Genomic DNA, 14,991 nt, shown 5'->3' on the forward strand with positions numbered 1-14,991 from the left:
GACTTGCGTCGCGAAGGGTACCCCGGGATGGCTTCCCGGGGCCCTTGGCATATCAAAATTCTCTCAACTCTATTGCGCACCAGTGGCTTTGAGCTACCTTCAGAGCGTCGTCACGCCGTCGAAGGGTGCCGAGGGCCCTCTAGCCAAGGGTCCGCTGACGCAGTTCTCCCGCAGCGTGTCGATGCCATCACGGACTGGGCATTCGGACGTTAGGAGAGCGCACTGTCATGCAATTCACGAGCTCAACGGCAGGGTTGTTGGCCGGCGTGATCATCTCACTGGCCTACTTCGCACTCGTTGCCCACCTGGTCAAGTCACTGCGCACCACGCACCGGCTTCCCACGGTCATCGTGGCAGTCTCAGGTCTGATCGGAGCGCTGCCAGCGATCCTCTACGCGCTGTACCGCGCCCTCAGCGTGATCGCGTAGCTCAGACGAGCGGCTGACACCAGCGAGCTGGGGCTGCGGCACGGTGAAATGCCGTAGCCCCGTTCGGGCACAGGCGACACCCCAACACCGGGGGCAGACTCCTCCCGTTGCCGACGCTTCCCTGTGTGAAGGGTCTCCGGCCGTGATCCGCCACGGCGGAGCAGGCCGACCGACTTGAGCAGCCCGGCGAGGGCTCGGGCGGTGTACGCGCCCCTGCTGAAGCCGAACAGGAAGATCCGGTCGCCTGGTTCGTAATGATGCATCAGATACGTATAGGCCTCGGCGAGGTTCGCCTTGAGGCCGGAGCCGAAGGCGAGCCCGAGGAGCTTGGAGATCTTGCGCCCCGGGGTCGTCCACGCGCCGGCGGCGGAGAAGGTGCCGACGCCGGGGTCGTAGTAGGCGATCTGCGCCGTGGGGTCGTGAAGGTCGAGCATCTCGTAGAGCTTGACGACGTTGGTGTTGCCCCGGGCCTTGAGCTGATTGCCCGTCCCGTCCAGGCACACCACGATGTTCTTGCCCATCATGGCCTCCGAGCGGCATACGGCACATCTATTCACATAATAGGAGTAAACCCTCCTGCCGGCCCGCCGGTGCGTCACGCGGAGGTTCCATGGCCGGTTTCACCGTGCACCTGGACGAGAACGCGGGGCCTTCGTCCACACACGCCCTCGTCATCGGAGTCGGGGCGTCCACTCACCTGGACGGCGGGCTTGATCCCACGCCCCATCCCGGCGCGGTGGGGATGCGTCAGCTGTCCTCGCCGCCGCTCTCGGCACGCAGGTTCGCCTCCTGGATGATCGATCAGTACCACGACGAGGCCAGGCCATTGGGGAGTCTGGCGCTCCTGCTCAGCGAGACGGCTCCGGCCCCCTTCGTCCACCCGAGGACGAACGTGGGGCATGTCGTGAAGCGGCGACCATCGACAACATCGTGGCCGCCGTCACGGAGTGGAAGGACCGCGGCGACCACGACGAGGCCCGGCTGGTCTTCTACTTCTGCGGCCACGGCGTCTCGCTCGGGTCTGACACCTCCCTCCTCGCGGCGGACGTCTTCGCCGACCGGAACAGCCCGCTGAACGGCGCGCTGCACTTCGAGGCGCTGACGCGCGGTCTCAACAACTGCCGGGCCGCGCAGCAGGTGTTCTTCGTGGACGCCTGCCGGGCCGGGGCGGACGTGCTCGTCAGGCTGGTGGGCAGGGACATCCTCGGCCGGGTCCCGGTCGCCGGGAACGATCGACCCGACGGGTTCGTCGATCGGGAACACGCTGTGTACTTCGCGACCCTGCACGGCGAGTCGTCCTTCGCACGCGCCGACAGCGTGAGCCTGTTCACGGACGCGCTGCTGCGGAGCTTCGACGGCGCCGGGAGCGAGAACACCGAGGACCGCGTCTGGCGGGTGACCACCGGCACCCTCATGCACGCGATCAGCCGCTTCATGAGAGAGCCTCCGTTCGCGGGCACTCTCGCGGGAGGCGCGGTACCGGTCAGCCCCGAGTCGTTCGACTTCGACTTCCACGAGCTGAGAGGGGATCCGGTCGTCCCGGTGTACATCGGCTGCCGGCCCAAGGAGGACAACGCGCTCGCCGAGTTCGTCTGCCGACACCCCGGGCAGCCGGACCGGCGTCGTCCGCCGCCCGCACCCGTCGACGACGCGGCGGATGTCAGGGAGTGGGCGCTGTACCTCCCGTTCGGGCACTACGAGGTCGAGACCGTCGTCAGCCCAGGGGACGTACGCAAGGAGGAACTGGACGCCGTCCACCCTCACCGGCGACACCCGGCGCAGCATCCTGATCCCCTGCGGGACGTCCCCCAAGCTCACGTCGTACCAGATAGCCCCCGGCCGCTATGCAGCGTCGGCCACCCTGCCGTCCGGGATGGTGCTGACGGAAAACGGCGTGGCGGTCCCGGGCGAGGAGACCCCGGTGGACTTCGTCATGACCGACTCGCCGTACGAGACACACTCCTGGCAGTACCTCATGGGCAACATCGAGCCGGACAGCGTCCACCACAGCGGGACCACGATCCCGCTCGCCGAGTCGGTCGCCTCTGTCATGGTGATTCCTCTTCGCTACCGGGTGGCGGTGAGCCATGCTGCGGCGGTCGTGGCGCGGGCGAGGTCCGTCGCGTAATCCGCGTTGATCGTTCTGTCGGCGGGAAGGTGATAGTTCGGGTTGCGTTCCATGTCCGGCGCGAGGGGCCCGGGGCCGGGGAAAAGGTCCTCCGACACGAGGCACGCCGTGTAGCCGTGGAGCTGGAGGGTGTAGTGGTCGCTGCGTTCCTCGGCCGGGTCGCGCCCGTTGCCGGACCCCGGGTACATCTGGGGAGCGGGAAGGTTCGGCGAGATCTGCGAGGCCGCCGCGGCGATCAGCTCGGCGAGCTTGACCGAGCGGGCCTCCACGGTCGTGTCGGGCGTGAATCCGGCGTGCAGCTCGAAGGCACGGGGCTGTTGGACGTCGTAGCCGATCATGTCCATCTGCAGGACGGCCACGATGTCCGTGCCGAGCTGTTTCTGGTCCCGCGCGTAATAGAAACTGCCCACGAGGCCGTGTTCCTCCGCGTTGAAGAAGACGAAGCGGATCTCGCGGCGTGGACTGTCGACCCCGGCACGCAGCGCCAGCATCGCCCTGACCGCGCACAGCACACCGGCGACACCGCTGCCGTCGTCGTCGGCGCCGGGGGCGGGGTCCACCTGGGAGCGGTATCCGGGCTGCCGTGCACCCGTCGAGTCCATGTGCGCGCTCACCAGGACCACACCGTCGAGACCGGAGCCGGGAAGCGTCGCTTCCACGTTGTCGTAGGAGCGGCCCTCATGGACGAAACTGTGGGTCCGGACCGTCAGCAGGCCGGAGCCGGCGGAGATGAGGTCGGCCACGAGAGTGCGGACCGCGGCGGCGTTGTCGGGGTGATGGATGTGACGGCTGCGGATGGTCACGGTCTCGGACGCCGGACGGGCGCCGGTGTACCGCTCCACCTCCCCGTTCATCTGTGCGGTGGTGATGTTGTCAGTGATGAGGTTCCGTTCCGTGGCGGTCAGTTGTGTGTCGACCGCGTCGAGCATGTCCTGCTCGCGTGGTGCCCCGGGAGGCGCCGCCGCCGTCCGCGTCACACCGTTCGCGGCACCGTTCAGAAGCGCCGGGGTGGCCTGCAGCTTCAGGTTGTGGCCGTGCAGGGCGCCGTCGAAGTGATAGCTCTCCACGGAACGCCCGGCGGGGATCGCGACGAACAGACCCTCCGGGGAGGAGGCGAGCACGCGGTGTGCCGATCCGTTGTCGGCGAAGCGGTCGAAGGCGTTCCCGTTCGGCGATCCGAAGCCGCTGTCATTCTGCCGGTCGTCGCGGAGCAGATAGAGGTCCGTGGTGAGCGGCTCGTCCTCCACGCCCAGGCGGTCGACGGCGAACCCCAGGTCGTCCAGCTTCAGCGCGGTCGCCACGTCCGCCACGGCGTACACCTCGGCCGACGACGGGGCTTCGCGGCGCACCGAGCGGTACAGCGGAACCAGGGTCTGTTCCCTCAGCAGGGAATGCCAGTCCGTTCCGTTCCCCTCCGCTGCCGCCTCAGGGACGTGGATGCGTAGATAGTGCAACGTCGTGGCCTGGTCCAGCACAGCCGACGCGAGGCTGGGATGCGGGGCGACGAGAAAGCCCGCCAGTCGGGCGAAAGACCGTTCGGTGGCATCCTCGCCGACGAAAAGCATCCGAGGTCTCCCGTTTCCCCCGGAGTTCCGTGCCGCGGCGGCACACTGCTCGAAGAGGAGCGTGGAATTCTTCCGGCCGTAGAGAATCAGTTGCTGATCGAAATGCGCCAGCAGGCCGGCCCGATTCAGCGCGGCATTGACGCGCTCCTCAGGAATGGTGCCCCGGTCGGATAGGATTCCGAGCCGGGCCCCTTTCTCGCGGAGCTCCTCCAGTATGAGCGGGATGTAGGGATAGACCGTGAGGCTTTCTATGTCCTGCTGGTCCGCGGAAACACGCACGGAGCCGAGTGTGTTTCCGATGTCGAGGACGACGACACTTGCCAAGTGCTCAGCCATTGACGGATCCTCCTCGGCGCATGCAAGCTGCGTCGACTCGAAAAGATTAATTTGCCGATCGGCTGCGGTTCAGGACCCTGAAATCATCGACGCGATGGGGATTTGGCGGGTGCGATGTTCTCCGTGCGCCTCCGTACGCCGTTCGCCTGAGCTGATTCCGATTGCTCGCAGGGCGCTCGCGACGCGGGCCTCTTGACAACATGGTGAGTGTGCGGTGCAGCCGCTGCAACTGGGCGAAAGAAAGTGGTGGCGTGCTCGTTCGGGCGGAAAAGCGGTTGGTTTTTCAAGTATATAATGGTCCGTCAGGAATATGAATCGGTGATATTTTTGGGTTAAAGCATTTTCAGTGCTGCAGCTCCGGAGTGAGGACGGCCGTGGCGATCGACGACATCCGGTTCGAGTTGCACCAGGGCCATCGGAAGACCCGGCGGCTGGTCGTCCTGCGGCACGCCAAGAGCGCATGGCCCGAAGGTGTTCCCGACCATGACCGACCCCTCGGACCGCGCGGGCTGCGCGACGCCCCCGCGGCCGGCCGCTGGCTGGTGGATGCCGATTGCCTGCCCGACCTCGTCCTGTGCTCCACAGCACGCCGGGCCCGCTCGACCTGGGAGCTGGCCGCCGCCGAAATGGACGCCACGCCGCCCACCCGCCACGACGAGCGCCTCTACGCGGCGGACGCCAACCGCCTTCTCGACGTCGTACGCGAAGCGCCGGCCGATGTGCGGACCCTGCTGCTGATCGGACACAATCCGGGCCTTCAGGACCTGATCACACTGCTCGCCGATGAGGGTCTCGGCGACTCGCTGCAGCACGTCCGGGAGAAGTTCCCCACCTCTGCCGTCGCCGTGCTGACCCGACATGGCTCGTGGTCCGGATTCGCGCCGGGCGCCGCGCTCCTGGCCGCACTCGCCGTGCCGCGCGGACAGAGGTGAGTCGGCCCGCGGCGCGGCGCCACTAACGAGCTGGTGCGGGGCGACGGCCACGGTTGCCACCCGGCCGCCGGCGGTACGGCCGATCCAGACGGTAGTCGTGCCTTCTTCCGCAGGAAAGGTGATCAGATCCGCTTGAGCCGCGTCGTCGGCGACCTTTTCGAACTCGCCGGAACGCAGGCTTTCGGTTTCCCGTCCGTGGACGACGCCAGGTTGCTGTTCGCACTTCTCCCAGAACCGTCTGAACGGCTCGGTCAAGGCCTGCCAACTGGCGGCATCGGCGAAAGACCCCATCGCCGTGTCCGTCTCGAACCCGACCTCACACCCCGGGGCAAGCCTCTTTGCGTCATCGTCCGCGCCAAGGGCCATCTCCCACTCGGACACCGGCTCGTCGCGGACACGCAGGCGAACCGCCGCGCACTCCCGACCGTCGAAGTGCTCCCCCATGAACTCGTGGGGCGCCTCGATCCAGGACGCCTCCACCTCGTACGTTCCCGCAGGAATCCGCTCCACCAGTTCGTATGCAGGACGGTCCTCTGGCCATGGAGTGTCCACCACGATCCGGCCGCTGGGTACCCGGAGAGAGGACACGACGCCCACCTCCACCACCGCTACGGGCACGAGGGGATCGTCAAACCGCACACCCAGCCGCTCCCCCACCGTGAATACGGCCTCCAGATATGCGGACCTCTCCGGCCCGGCCTCCACCACGGCACTCACATCCTGCACAGATCCGCCCTTCCCGACGATCACGGGCAACCCTAGATCCCCTGCACCCAGAGCCGCGGCTCCGGCCTGCTCCCCAGCGGCCGTCCCCAACGCTCAGGGGCCGACTGTCTCGTCCAGTCAAACCGCCGGAGCGAAAACGGCTGGCTCGGGTGACCTTCGAGCACCGCCGGACGACGTCCGGCGGGCCTGGCTCATCCTCTGTCGGTGCCCTCGTCGAGTGCCGCCAGCCCATCGCTCCAGCGGGCGCGGCGCTCCGTCTCCTCCTGGTCCCACCACGGCGTGCCGCGTTCCCCAAGGGCGACCTTCGCCGTGTGGACCCGGGTCCGGGCGGCGCGTTCGGCCTCCGTGTCCTGGGCGCGTAGGGCCGCGGCCACGGCACGACGTGCGGCCATGAGGTGGGAACGCAGCCGTGCGACGACCTCCTCGGGCACCTTGGGGTCCGTCGCCCGCCAGCGTCTGCCGTTGAGGATCACGTACCGTCCGTCGGGAGTGCGGGCGGGTTCCCGCGCATCAGCCGTCACCCGACCAAGACTGGCAGACGGGCGGCGCCGCGCGACTTCGGCCGGGGGCCGAGGGGCGGCGCGCGGTCGACCCGGCGTGCGTCTTCGGTCTCGCGACGCAGCATGATGGAAGCATGCGTTCTCGGCCTGTGCTCGTCTACGACGGAGACTGCGGCTTCTGCACGACGTCGGCGAATTTCGCCGAACGGCGCGTACGGCCCCGCTGCGACATCGTCCCGTGGCAGTTCGCGGATCTCGACGCCCTCGGAGTCACCCGGGAGCGCGCCGAGTACGAGGTGCTGTGGGTGACACCGGCCGGAGCGGTGGAGGGAGGGGCCCGGGCCGTCGCGAAGGCACTCCTGAGCGCGGGCGGGGCCTGGGCCCCCCTGGGCGCGGTGCTCCTGCTGCCGGGTGTGCGGTGGGCCGCCCGACGCGTCTACCGGCTCGTCGCAGCCCACCGCCACCGGCTGCCGGGAGGGACACCGGCCTGCGCCGTGCCCCGCCGTCCCCGGTGACCTGAACGGGAGGTCTCGAACGGTTCGCCCGGCCTCCGTCGCCACGGTCGGCGATGCCGAGTCGAGCCACACCCCGACCGAAAGCGGGAGCGGCCGTCGAGCGAGACAGGCGCGAAGGCCGGATCGAAGCGTGGCGACCACCGGTCTTCTGGCGGTTGCAGGCCTGGTCGGCCTTGTCGAGATGGTGCAGCGGATTCCGCGGCGGCGCAGGTATGCCGTGTTCGTGCGGGAGGCGTTGTCCTGTCGGCCCGCACGCGATGGGGCGGACGCGTGGCCGGCCCGCCCCCATGCGAGGCACAGGGACCTTCTCCAGCATGGGATCGAACTGCGGCGAGTCTTTACGCTGCGGCAGCCCGAGTGGGCGACTTACGAGCTGGTGCGTGGTAGCGAGTGAGGCGTTGTGCCTGGTGGGTGAGTGAGCCCCCCAGCAGGGCGCGTTCCATGCACGTACGGCAGGCTGCGGCGCGGTAAGCGCCGCAGCCTGCCGTACGCGTGGTGGGCAGTGCGGTCAGGGCTGACGGCGGTCGCGCAGGGAGTCCTTCATCCCACGGGCCTGCTCCTTGGCCTTGCCCGTGACCTCGCGGGTCTTGCCCTTGGCCTGGTCAGCCTTGCCCTCGGCCTGCATCCGCTCGTTCCCGGTCGCCTTGCCGGCCACCTCCTTGGCCTTGCCCTTGGCCTGCTCCATCTTGCCCTTGGCCTTCTCAGCCATGAGAAAAACTCCCTTTCCGAAAGAACGGTCGATCGATGGACAAATTAGAACAGGTGAGATGATTTCGCGCGCGGAGCCCGGAGATCGCCCTGCCGATCGGGGCAGCGTCCTGTGCAGAGCACCCGCCGCATCGTTAGGGCCGGTCTGAAGCCGACGGGTCATCCGCACGGCACAGGCCGAAGATGTCGAGCAAGACCATTAGCTCCAGGCCGTCGACGCCCGGGAAGCCACCGCGCGCCGGGCAGCCGCATGACGTGCCGTGCCCGGACCGGCCAGCAACGCCGACTCATTACCGCTCGCAGCCCATCGAGCCCTTCCTCGGCCACGCCGCCAGGCGGACTGCAACACCTCGGGGTCCTCCATTCTGGTCCCCCCTTTCCACAATCGGCCGGACGGATGACAAGCCCCGTTCCGACAGGACGGGTGAGACGAACGGAGAAGGCGTGAGGGACCGTCCTCTGCGCGCACTGAGATCGACCGGTGATCAGCGACCTCTTCGCGGACGTCGCCGAGCACCGCGGAACGGCGGTCACCACCGAGGCCATCGAGTTCGTACCGGGCCTGTACGGATAGGCCCTGGACGCGTCCTCCTCCAAGCACGCGGTGGAGATCCTGGAGCAGCAGCTGACTGACGCCTACCGCGTCTCGCGCTGGTCCGGCGTTCGCGGCGACGTCCTGGACGACCCCCTGCAGGACCGGACGGAGCGCATCGCCGACCTCGAGGCGAGGCTCGATCAACTGGAGACCGACCGCATCAAGCTGCCGTTCATAACGGAACATCGCCGCAAGATCGGCGTGATCCCGCAAGTGCAGCACCTCCTTCAGAGAAGCCGCCGTCACCGGTCGCGAGTCCTTCCCCCAGACCTCAACCTGTCGCGCCGCCCAGCCCTCGTCATCGGAGGCGAGGGCCCGTTCCCTTCCTGGCCCGGCTCCGCGCCGACGGCTTCGTCGTCCGAGCCGCTTCGCCTGGGCCGGCCTGGCGTAGCAACGCTCGACGTAGCGGCTGTTCCAAGACAGCGCCGCGTGACGAGCTGACCAGCCCTGCCTCACGGCGGCTGCGTAGCCGCCGTTTCCTCGCCTGCGCGCGAAGCCTTTTGTGGAGATCGGCCAGGGGGCGTCTCAAGGGCCTGTCCACGAAGGCCACAACCGGCATGGCGCCCGTGCTTTCGCTGCCACCCCGACTGGTGCCCGTCTGACAATCACACCCGTCCGGCTCACCGTGATGCCGGTGTGTCCGGGGCGGGGTGAGGGTGGGATGCGGCGTTCGCGTCGGTCAAGCCCCCTCCTCCCGCTCAGAAGGAGCATTACCGTGTTTGAACGTCACACGCTGATTCGCAGTCTGCACGATGTGGGTCTGGCCGCTTGGTTCGGTGGCTCGCTGATGGGTGCGGTCGGCCTCAACGGTGCTGCCAGGAGTGAAGGCGGGACGGAGGCGGCCACGGACCGGATCGCCTCTGCCGGCTGGGCGAAGTGGACGCCGGTCAATGCCGCTGCCATCGGTGTCCACCTGTTCGGCAGTGGAGGGCTGCTGGCCGTGAACGCCCACCGCGTCGCCACCCAGCAGGGCGTCGCCGCATCCACCGCGGCCAAGACCCTCGTCACCGCGGCGGCCCTGGCCGCCACCGCCTACACCCGCGTCCTGGGAAAGAAGGTCGAGCTGGCCTCTTCCTCCGACCCGGAGAGCGCCGAGAAGGCGAGCAAGCACCCCGTCGACCTCGACAAGGCACGTCGGCAGCTGGCCTGCGCGCAGTGGGTGGTACCGGCGCTCACGGGGGGTCTGGTGGTGCTCAACGCCCTGCACGGCGAGCAACAGCGGCCCACCGAGCAGGTTTCGGGCATGTGGCAGCGCGCCGCTTCCCTCTCCCCGCACCTGCCGGCCGGCATCAGCTCCCACCTGCCGCACTGACTTCGTCGGCATCCGGACCCCCACCCTCGTGCGGGTCGGACTGCGAGTGATCACATTCTTGGAGCACCCGACCCGACCGAACGAGCCGTCCCGTCTTCAGCCGCTCCGCCTTCGCCGACCGGCCAAGGGCTCGTGGTCAGCCGTCGATGCCGGGGCCGTTAGGGCCCACCGGATCGGCGGGGCTCCGTGAACCGGCCGGACCGGCCCATGGTGGTCGTCACCGGAGCGTCCAGCGGCATCGGCCGCAGGGTGGCGCACACACTCGCCGCCCGCCGGGCCGACCTCGTGCCGGCGGCCCGCACCGAACGGACCCTCGCCGCAGTCGCGCGGGAGCGCGCCTCATCGGCGTCCTCGACCGGAACCGGGCGGACCGCGGCGTGCCGAGTCCGGGTGCGGTCGGCGAACCGGTGGCCTCGCGGCCGCGGCGAGCCGGACGGGGCCGCAACCGGGGCGGCTCGGATTCGGACTCGGCTTCGAGAGTAGATCGCCGGGAACAACAGCTTCTCCAGCCGAAGCACAACCTCTTCCACGGCCCGGACGGCCGGCCCAGCCGCACGGAACGCGGCCTGTTTCCGGGCGACTTCACATGCCGCGGGGAGACGCTCAACCGTCCCTCGGCGTGGCCACCGCGCGAAGCCGAGAAAGCTGAGCCGGAGCTTCGACGCCGAGGTCAACCCCGACGGAGGGGGGTTGAGGGCATCTGGATGATGTCGTCATGACCAACACTTCCCGCCGCAGTCTGCTCACCGCGCTAACCGCCACCGCTGCCGCGGTTCCCCTTGCCTCCCTGACCGCAGGCCCGGCTCGTGCCGCGCAGACGGGCGCCACGGCTGTGGCCCCTGCCCCGGCGCCGCTCGTCGGCCCCGGGTCCGGTCTCGGTGCCCCGCGCTCTGCGGTGACCATCGCCGACCTCGGTGCCGACTGGTTCACTCCCGTTGCTCTCGGCACGCTCAGCGCCCAGGTGCTGTCCGGCACTCCTGCCCGCACCGAGGTCACTTGCGATGGCAAGCGCATCGCGCTGCTGACGCACGGCGCACGCACGGTGCTCCTTCCCGGTCCCAAGCGCACCTTCACCGAGAACAAGCGGCCCTTCGTCGACGACTTCCAGCGCACCCTGCCGGACCTGTCGCTCCCCGAGGCAGACCGCGTGTATTGGGGCACCGCTCCCGGTGGTGGTGGGTGGACCACCCTCGGCGGCGCCGCCTCCGACTACTCGGTGACCCCCGGCGCGGGCATCATCAATCTGACCACGGCCTACGCGAGTCGCCACGCCAGTATCCGCGACGGGGAGATCACCGACGTCGATGTGCGTTCGGTGGCCAGGTTCGACAAGGTGCCGACCGGCCAGGCATGCTCGTACGCCCTGTCTTTCGGCTACCAGGACTCACACAACAGCTACCGGGCCCGACTGTCCTTCACGACCACGGGTGCCGTCGAGCTCCGTGTCGAGAAGGAGGTCGCCGACGCCGTCACGCAGCTGATACCGGCCGTCTCTCTGGCCACTGGCGTCGCCGCCGGCACCAGGTGGTCCGTGCGGGTCCGCCGTGAAGGAACCAGGATCCAGGTCAAGTCCTGGCGTACGGACACCACCGAACCGGCTGCTTGGACCACGGAGGTCGACGACAGCACCTTCGGCAAAGGCCGGGTGGGCCTCCGTGCTCTCGCCAACGACGGCTGCACCAACCTGCCGATCACGCTGACCGTCAGCAGCTTCGAGGTCACCGCCGCCACGTGGGAGACCTTGCCGACCGTCACCCACACCGACTGGGTGCGCGTCCTGGACGAGCCGTTCGACGGCACCTGGACTCCCACGCTTGAGGCGCAGATCCGCTCCTGGGCCGGCTCGACCGCGCCCGACGTCCTCGCCTACGCGGCGATGTTCCTCCCAAACGCGCCCGCCGTGACCGCGGGTGCGGGCGCCGCGGCAGGCAAGCAAGTTCTCGGCCAGGCCGGTTACGGCTACCTCGACCCGCAGGGCAACCGCTACGAGGGCGCCGACTTCCACGAGTACATGAACTGCGGCTGGACCTTCCCGGACGGCACCTACACCGGCCCCTCCAGCAAGCAGGTCGGCAATCTGGACTGCTCCGGTTACACCCGTATGGTGTTCGGCTACCACCACCGGGTCCCGCTGGCGGCCGGAGCCGACACCTCCAAGACGCGTCTGCCCCGCAAGTCTCGCGACATGGTGGACTACGCCCCGGGTACACGCATCGACCAGACGACCGGCAGCACCCCACCCGCCGCAAGCCTGCTGCAGCCAGGTGACCTGGTCCTCTTCAACGCCGACTCCGGTGACGACAACCTGACCGTCACCGTCGATCACGTGGGCATCTACCTGGGGAAGGACACGAACGGCAAGCGCCGCTTCCTCTCCAGCCGCAAGACAGGAAACGGCCCGACCATGTCGGACCTGTCAGGTTCTTCCACCCTGGACGGCACAGGCACGTACGCCACGAAGCTCCACACCGTGCACCGCATCTGACACGCGCCCACGTCCTGATCCGTTCTGCGAGTACATCCGCACGGGCCGAACGACCCAATCGCCCCTGCGGCCCTCGGTAATCCAGCGGAATCGTCGTCGGCGCCTTCCTCGATCCGCCAGGACCAGGGCCGACCACATAGGTGGCGGGGCCTGTTGGCGGTGCGGGAGGGCACGGGGTTCCGCTCGGTGCTCTCCCCGCTGTCCCCTCGGTCCTCGTGGTCGGCGGGCTGGCCGGGCCGGAGAGCAAGGGCACCACTTGCTGGGCGGACCGCTGGACCCGGTCCAGGACCTGGCAGTTCCTCCAGGACCGAGAAGCAGCCACCATGCCTCGCCCCGCTGACCAACCAGCGGGGCGAGGCACGTTTTGGACACGTGGATTCGGCGCAGCGCCGCGAACAGCTTTGGCGCGTTGCGGGCTTCGCAGCGAAGCATGCCCGCGCCATGCGGTCGACAGCCGGGGACGCCATGTCCAAAACCGCGCGGACGCGCAACGTCTCGTCGATCCACGAGTTCCCCTCCTCTACTCCGCAGGCGCTCCTCGGGGCAGCCCGCGCCGACGGCCCCGACGCCGGCAACCTCACCGCGGAGTACCAGGTCTTCAAGGCGGGCAACAGCACGCCCGTGGTGAACCAGTCGGTCCCCGCCAACAGGGCAAAGTCGCCACGCTCGCGGTACCCGACGCCAGCCTTCCCACCGGCGACGTCTATCGCGCTCTCGGCGAGAGGGGCCCGACGGCAACGTCGATCCCGCCACATGGGGCGCGGCCGGCGAGCGGGTGAGGATCGGTACCGGCCTCAAGGCCGTCGACTACCCCGCGCTCGGTTCCTCGGGCGATCTGGACGGTGACGGACTGTCCGACCTGTGGGGACGCAAGTCGAACAACTCGGTCGTAGGGTTGCCCGGCCGGACACCCGCCGCGGACGGTATGGCCCTGGGCGCGGAGTTCACGATCGGCCGTACCCTGCCGACAGGCACCCAGGGCGGCACCCCGGGCAAGGCCGACATGATGGTCCACATGACCGACGGCACGATCAGCGTCCGCAAGAACATGGGGACGTACTTCGACGGCGGAACACCTGCGAGCGCGTACTGGTCGAACTTCCTCGACGGCCCCGAGCAGGGACGACTCTACTTCGAGTAGCGAGGATCGAGACCGCCGGGTGGAAGGGGCGTCCGCCCCTTCCACCCGGCGGTTCATTCGGTGCCCTGGAGAAGCAGTTCGTCTCGGCCGGGGCGGGTCGTGTCCCCCTCACATCGCCCGCTGGCCCCGAGTGACGCCCTGAGTGTCCAGGATCCTGGCCCTCCTCAGGACGCCGGGGGCCCTCCCGGCGTCGGCACCGCGGGCTGACCGGCCCAGGGAGGCGGAGCCGTCGACGCCGTCCAGGCCGCCAGGTCCGTACCGTCGACGCAGACGATCCCGCAGGAAGCGGCGTACGCGAGTGCCGGGTCCGTGAACGAGCTGGTGGTGACCAGGACGGCCACGTCGGCCTCGTGCACGACGTAGCAGGTGCCCCCGAAGCGCTGGAGGTCCGGGGAGCCGACCCGGTGGTCCTGCGCGTACTGCTTGCACTGCAGCACGACGCGCGTGCCGTCGGGGGCCGTCGCTATCACATCCGCGCCCAGGTCACCGGCGCCGCCGACCACCTCGACGGAGGAACAGCCGTCCCGTACGCACAGCGCGGCGACCGTGTGCTCGAAGCCGTCCGGGTCGACGGCCAGGTGGTCCAGCGCCGCGGAATCGACGGCCGGCGGGACGGGCGCGGGTTCGACCGCGGGCGGGGTGATGTCCCGGGTGGTGGAGGTGTCGAGGAAGGTCTCGGCGGCCGGTATCGGGACCGTCGGCTCCGTGCCGCCGGCACCCGGGGCGTACGGCGCGGAGCGGGTCCTGCCCCACCGGGCCAGCAGCGACCCCACGCCGAGCGCCAGGGCGAGGGCCGCGAGGACGGCAGGGAGGTACGAGCCGGTCGCGCGGGCCGTTTTGACCATGAGCGCTGCGCCCCCGGCCACTACCCCCACGAGCCCGACGACGAGCACGAGGTCCCGCAGCGGGCGCGCTCGGCCTTCCCGCCGCGTCACGCCCCTACCGTCGTCACCGACCGCTGCCATCCGGCCCCCTCCTTCGTCCGGATCCGATCCCTCGGCCCGGCCTCCCTGACGAGAAATCACCTCACCCCGTCGACGCCGTCGAAACCCCCGAGGTCGCTGCCGGAGCGCTCCCCACGGATGGCACGGCAGACGCGGGGCATGCTCCGGTCATCTGAACAGCTCGCGATCGCTGCCACGGATCGGCCCGGCGACGCCTGCGGGACTGGATAGAAGGCGGTGTCTGGCCCCGCCCGCGCGAAATCCTTCTGGCTGAGCTTCGCAAGGCCGGTCTGCTCGACGTGGACGCGGCCCGGGAGTGGGGCGCCCTCTGGCGGACGGTTTCCCGGTGGCGGGGGAGGTGGCGCAGGGTGTCGTCTGCGCGGTCGATCGCGCCCATCAGCCGCGGCTCGCCGTCGGGGTCGTCGTCGCGTGGGTGGATGCCGGGGCGCGGGGGATCGATTGCCGTCGGATTCCCAATGCCCCCACGGCCCCTGACGGGCCGTGGGTAGCCTCTGCCGTGATCACTCGGCCAGGGCCTGAGACCGGCCGGTCCTCACTCGAGGACAAGAGGAGTGAGGACCGATGTTGAGTGTGGAGACGGCTTTGAAGGAGGCGATGGCCTCGATCGATGGGAGCGTGGGAGCCGCACTGGTCGACTACACGAGCGGCATGGCGC

At 69.2% G+C, this 14,991-nt stretch carries 13 protein-coding genes and 3 pseudogenes; 10 read left to right on the forward strand and 6 right to left on the reverse strand.

The window, feature by feature from the left end; genetic code table 11:
• Nucleotides 1–227: 227 nt before the first annotated feature.
• Nucleotides 228–428, forward strand: a complete 201-nt coding sequence (locus tag OO54_RS35765; RefSeq protein ID WP_033211067.1) for a hypothetical protein — start codon at nt 228–230, stop codon at nt 426–428.
• Here the strand turns inward: OO54_RS35765 and OO54_RS35770 are convergent.
• The gene (locus tag OO54_RS35770; RefSeq protein WP_234439638.1) at nt 392–949 is read right to left on the reverse strand and encodes a T6SS phospholipase effector Tle1-like catalytic domain-containing protein; all 558 of its coding nucleotides are present in this window, start codon (nt 947–949) and stop codon (nt 392–394) included. The genes OO54_RS35765 and OO54_RS35770 overlap by 37 nt on opposite strands.
• 409 nt (nt 950–1,358) lie before the next feature.
• On the opposite strand from OO54_RS35770, the pseudogene OO54_RS48910 reads away from it, so the two are divergent.
• Nucleotides 1,359–1,736: pseudogene (locus tag OO54_RS48910) on the forward strand (caspase family protein); the annotation flags it as partial.
• A 565-nt stretch (nt 1,737–2,301) separates the two neighbouring features.
• Nucleotides 2,302–2,556, forward strand: a complete 255-nt coding sequence (locus OO54_RS43115) for a hypothetical protein (protein ID WP_157856572.1) — start codon at nt 2,302–2,304, stop codon at nt 2,554–2,556.
• On the opposite strand, the gene OO54_RS35785 is transcribed toward OO54_RS43115, so the two are convergent.
• Nucleotides 2,496–4,457 carry a M20/M25/M40 family metallo-hydrolase gene (locus OO54_RS35785; RefSeq protein WP_033211072.1) on the reverse strand — a complete coding sequence of 654 codons (1,962 nt, stop codon included), beginning with the start codon at nt 4,455–4,457 and terminating at the stop codon, nt 2,496–2,498. The two genes, OO54_RS43115 and OO54_RS35785, sit on opposite strands and share 61 nt — an antisense overlap.
• Before the next feature lie 374 nt (nt 4,458–4,831).
• Between OO54_RS35785 and OO54_RS46120 the strand changes: the two genes are divergently transcribed.
• Nucleotides 4,832–5,389, forward strand: coding sequence for a SixA phosphatase family protein (locus tag OO54_RS46120; RefSeq protein WP_234439640.1), 558 nt, complete (start codon nt 4,832–4,834; stop codon nt 5,387–5,389).
• A gap of 60 nt (nt 5,390–5,449) precedes the next feature.
• On the opposite strand, the pseudogene OO54_RS48915 reads toward OO54_RS46120, so the two are convergent.
• Both OO54_RS48915 and OO54_RS35795 read right to left on the reverse strand, forming a co-directional pair.
• Nucleotides 5,450–6,139, reverse strand: a pseudogene (locus OO54_RS48915) (DUF4241 domain-containing protein); the annotation flags it as partial.
• Between the two features lie 167 nt (nt 6,140–6,306).
• Nucleotides 6,307–6,636 (reverse strand): hypothetical protein, encoded by a 330-nt coding sequence (locus OO54_RS35795; RefSeq protein WP_033211075.1) that lies wholly within the window; start codon nt 6,634–6,636, stop codon nt 6,307–6,309.
• A 113-nt stretch (nt 6,637–6,749) separates the two neighbouring features.
• Between OO54_RS35795 and OO54_RS35800 the strand changes: the two genes are divergently transcribed.
• Entirely contained in the window at nt 6,750–7,130 is a 381-nt protein-coding gene (locus OO54_RS35800; RefSeq protein ID WP_033211076.1) for a thiol-disulfide oxidoreductase DCC family protein, read from the forward strand.
• Nucleotides 7,131–7,638: 508 nt separating this feature from the next.
• Here OO54_RS35800 and OO54_RS35810 read toward each other — a convergent pair.
• Nucleotides 7,639–7,839 (reverse strand): CsbD family protein, encoded by a 201-nt coding sequence (locus OO54_RS35810; protein WP_033211079.1) that lies wholly within the window; start codon nt 7,837–7,839, stop codon nt 7,639–7,641.
• A gap of 480 nt (nt 7,840–8,319) precedes the next feature.
• Here OO54_RS35810 and OO54_RS44365 point away from each other — a divergent pair.
• The 5 genes and pseudogenes from OO54_RS44365 to OO54_RS35835 all read left to right on the forward strand — a co-directional run.
• A pseudogene (locus tag OO54_RS44365) lies at nt 8,320–8,592 on the forward strand (response regulator); the annotation flags it as partial.
• A gap of 556 nt (nt 8,593–9,148) precedes the next feature.
• The gene (locus OO54_RS35820) at nt 9,149–9,745 is read left to right on the forward strand and encodes a hypothetical protein (RefSeq protein ID WP_033211082.1); all 597 of its coding nucleotides are present in this window, start codon (nt 9,149–9,151) and stop codon (nt 9,743–9,745) included.
• Nucleotides 9,746–9,952: 207 nt separating this feature from the next.
• Complete coding sequence (locus OO54_RS44370) at nt 9,953–10,228, forward strand: SDR family NAD(P)-dependent oxidoreductase (protein WP_078905528.1); 276 nt, start codon at nt 9,953–9,955, stop codon at nt 10,226–10,228.
• A 232-nt stretch (nt 10,229–10,460) separates the two neighbouring features.
• On the forward strand, nt 10,461–12,230 hold the full coding sequence (locus OO54_RS35830; RefSeq protein ID WP_033211085.1) for an NlpC/P60 family protein: 1,770 nt from the start codon (nt 10,461–10,463) through the stop codon (nt 12,228–12,230).
• A 775-nt stretch (nt 12,231–13,005) separates the two neighbouring features.
• Nucleotides 13,006–13,371 carry a hypothetical protein gene (locus tag OO54_RS35835; RefSeq protein ID WP_033211087.1) on the forward strand — a complete coding sequence of 122 codons (366 nt, stop codon included), beginning with the start codon at nt 13,006–13,008 and terminating at the stop codon, nt 13,369–13,371.
• A 164-nt stretch (nt 13,372–13,535) separates the two neighbouring features.
• On the opposite strand, the gene OO54_RS35840 is transcribed toward OO54_RS35835, so the two are convergent.
• On the reverse strand, nt 13,536–14,336 hold the full coding sequence (locus tag OO54_RS35840; RefSeq protein WP_051787623.1) for a restriction endonuclease: 801 nt from the start codon (nt 14,334–14,336) through the stop codon (nt 13,536–13,538).
• Nucleotides 14,337–14,991: the final 655 nt, after the last annotated feature.

The organism is Streptomyces wedmorensis (genome assembly GCF_000716445.1).
GTDB lineage: Bacteria > Actinomycetota > Actinomycetes > Streptomycetales > Streptomycetaceae > Streptomyces > Streptomyces wedmorensis.

What these genes read in the sequence shown, in the direction of transcription:
- OO54_RS35770 (WP_234439638.1), bottom strand. Translation starts at nt 949, where the DNA reads ATGGGCAAGAACATCGTGGTGTGCCTGGACGGGACGGGCAATCAGCTC.
- OO54_RS35810 (WP_033211079.1), bottom strand. Translation starts at nt 7,839, where the DNA reads ATGGCTGAGAAGGCCAAGGGCAAGATGGAGCAGGCCAAGGGCAAGGCC.
- OO54_RS35830 (WP_033211085.1), top strand. Translation starts at nt 10,461, where the DNA reads ATGACCAACACTTCCCGCCGCAGTCTGCTCACCGCGCTAACCGCCACC.
- OO54_RS35840 (WP_051787623.1), bottom strand. Translation starts at nt 14,336, where the DNA reads ATGGCAGCGGTCGGTGACGACGGTAGGGGCGTGACGCGGCGGGAAGGC.
- OO54_RS35765 (WP_033211067.1), top strand. Translation starts at nt 228, where the DNA reads ATGCAATTCACGAGCTCAACGGCAGGGTTGTTGGCCGGCGTGATCATC.
- OO54_RS35800 (WP_033211076.1), top strand. Translation starts at nt 6,750, where the DNA reads ATGCGTTCTCGGCCTGTGCTCGTCTACGACGGAGACTGCGGCTTCTGC.
- OO54_RS35785 (WP_033211072.1), bottom strand. Translation starts at nt 4,457, where the DNA reads ATGGCTGAGCACTTGGCAAGTGTCGTCGTCCTCGACATCGGAAACACA.
- OO54_RS44370 (WP_078905528.1), top strand. Translation starts at nt 9,953, where the DNA reads ATGGTGGTCGTCACCGGAGCGTCCAGCGGCATCGGCCGCAGGGTGGCG.
- OO54_RS43115 (WP_157856572.1), top strand. Translation starts at nt 2,302, where the DNA reads ATGGTGCTGACGGAAAACGGCGTGGCGGTCCCGGGCGAGGAGACCCCG.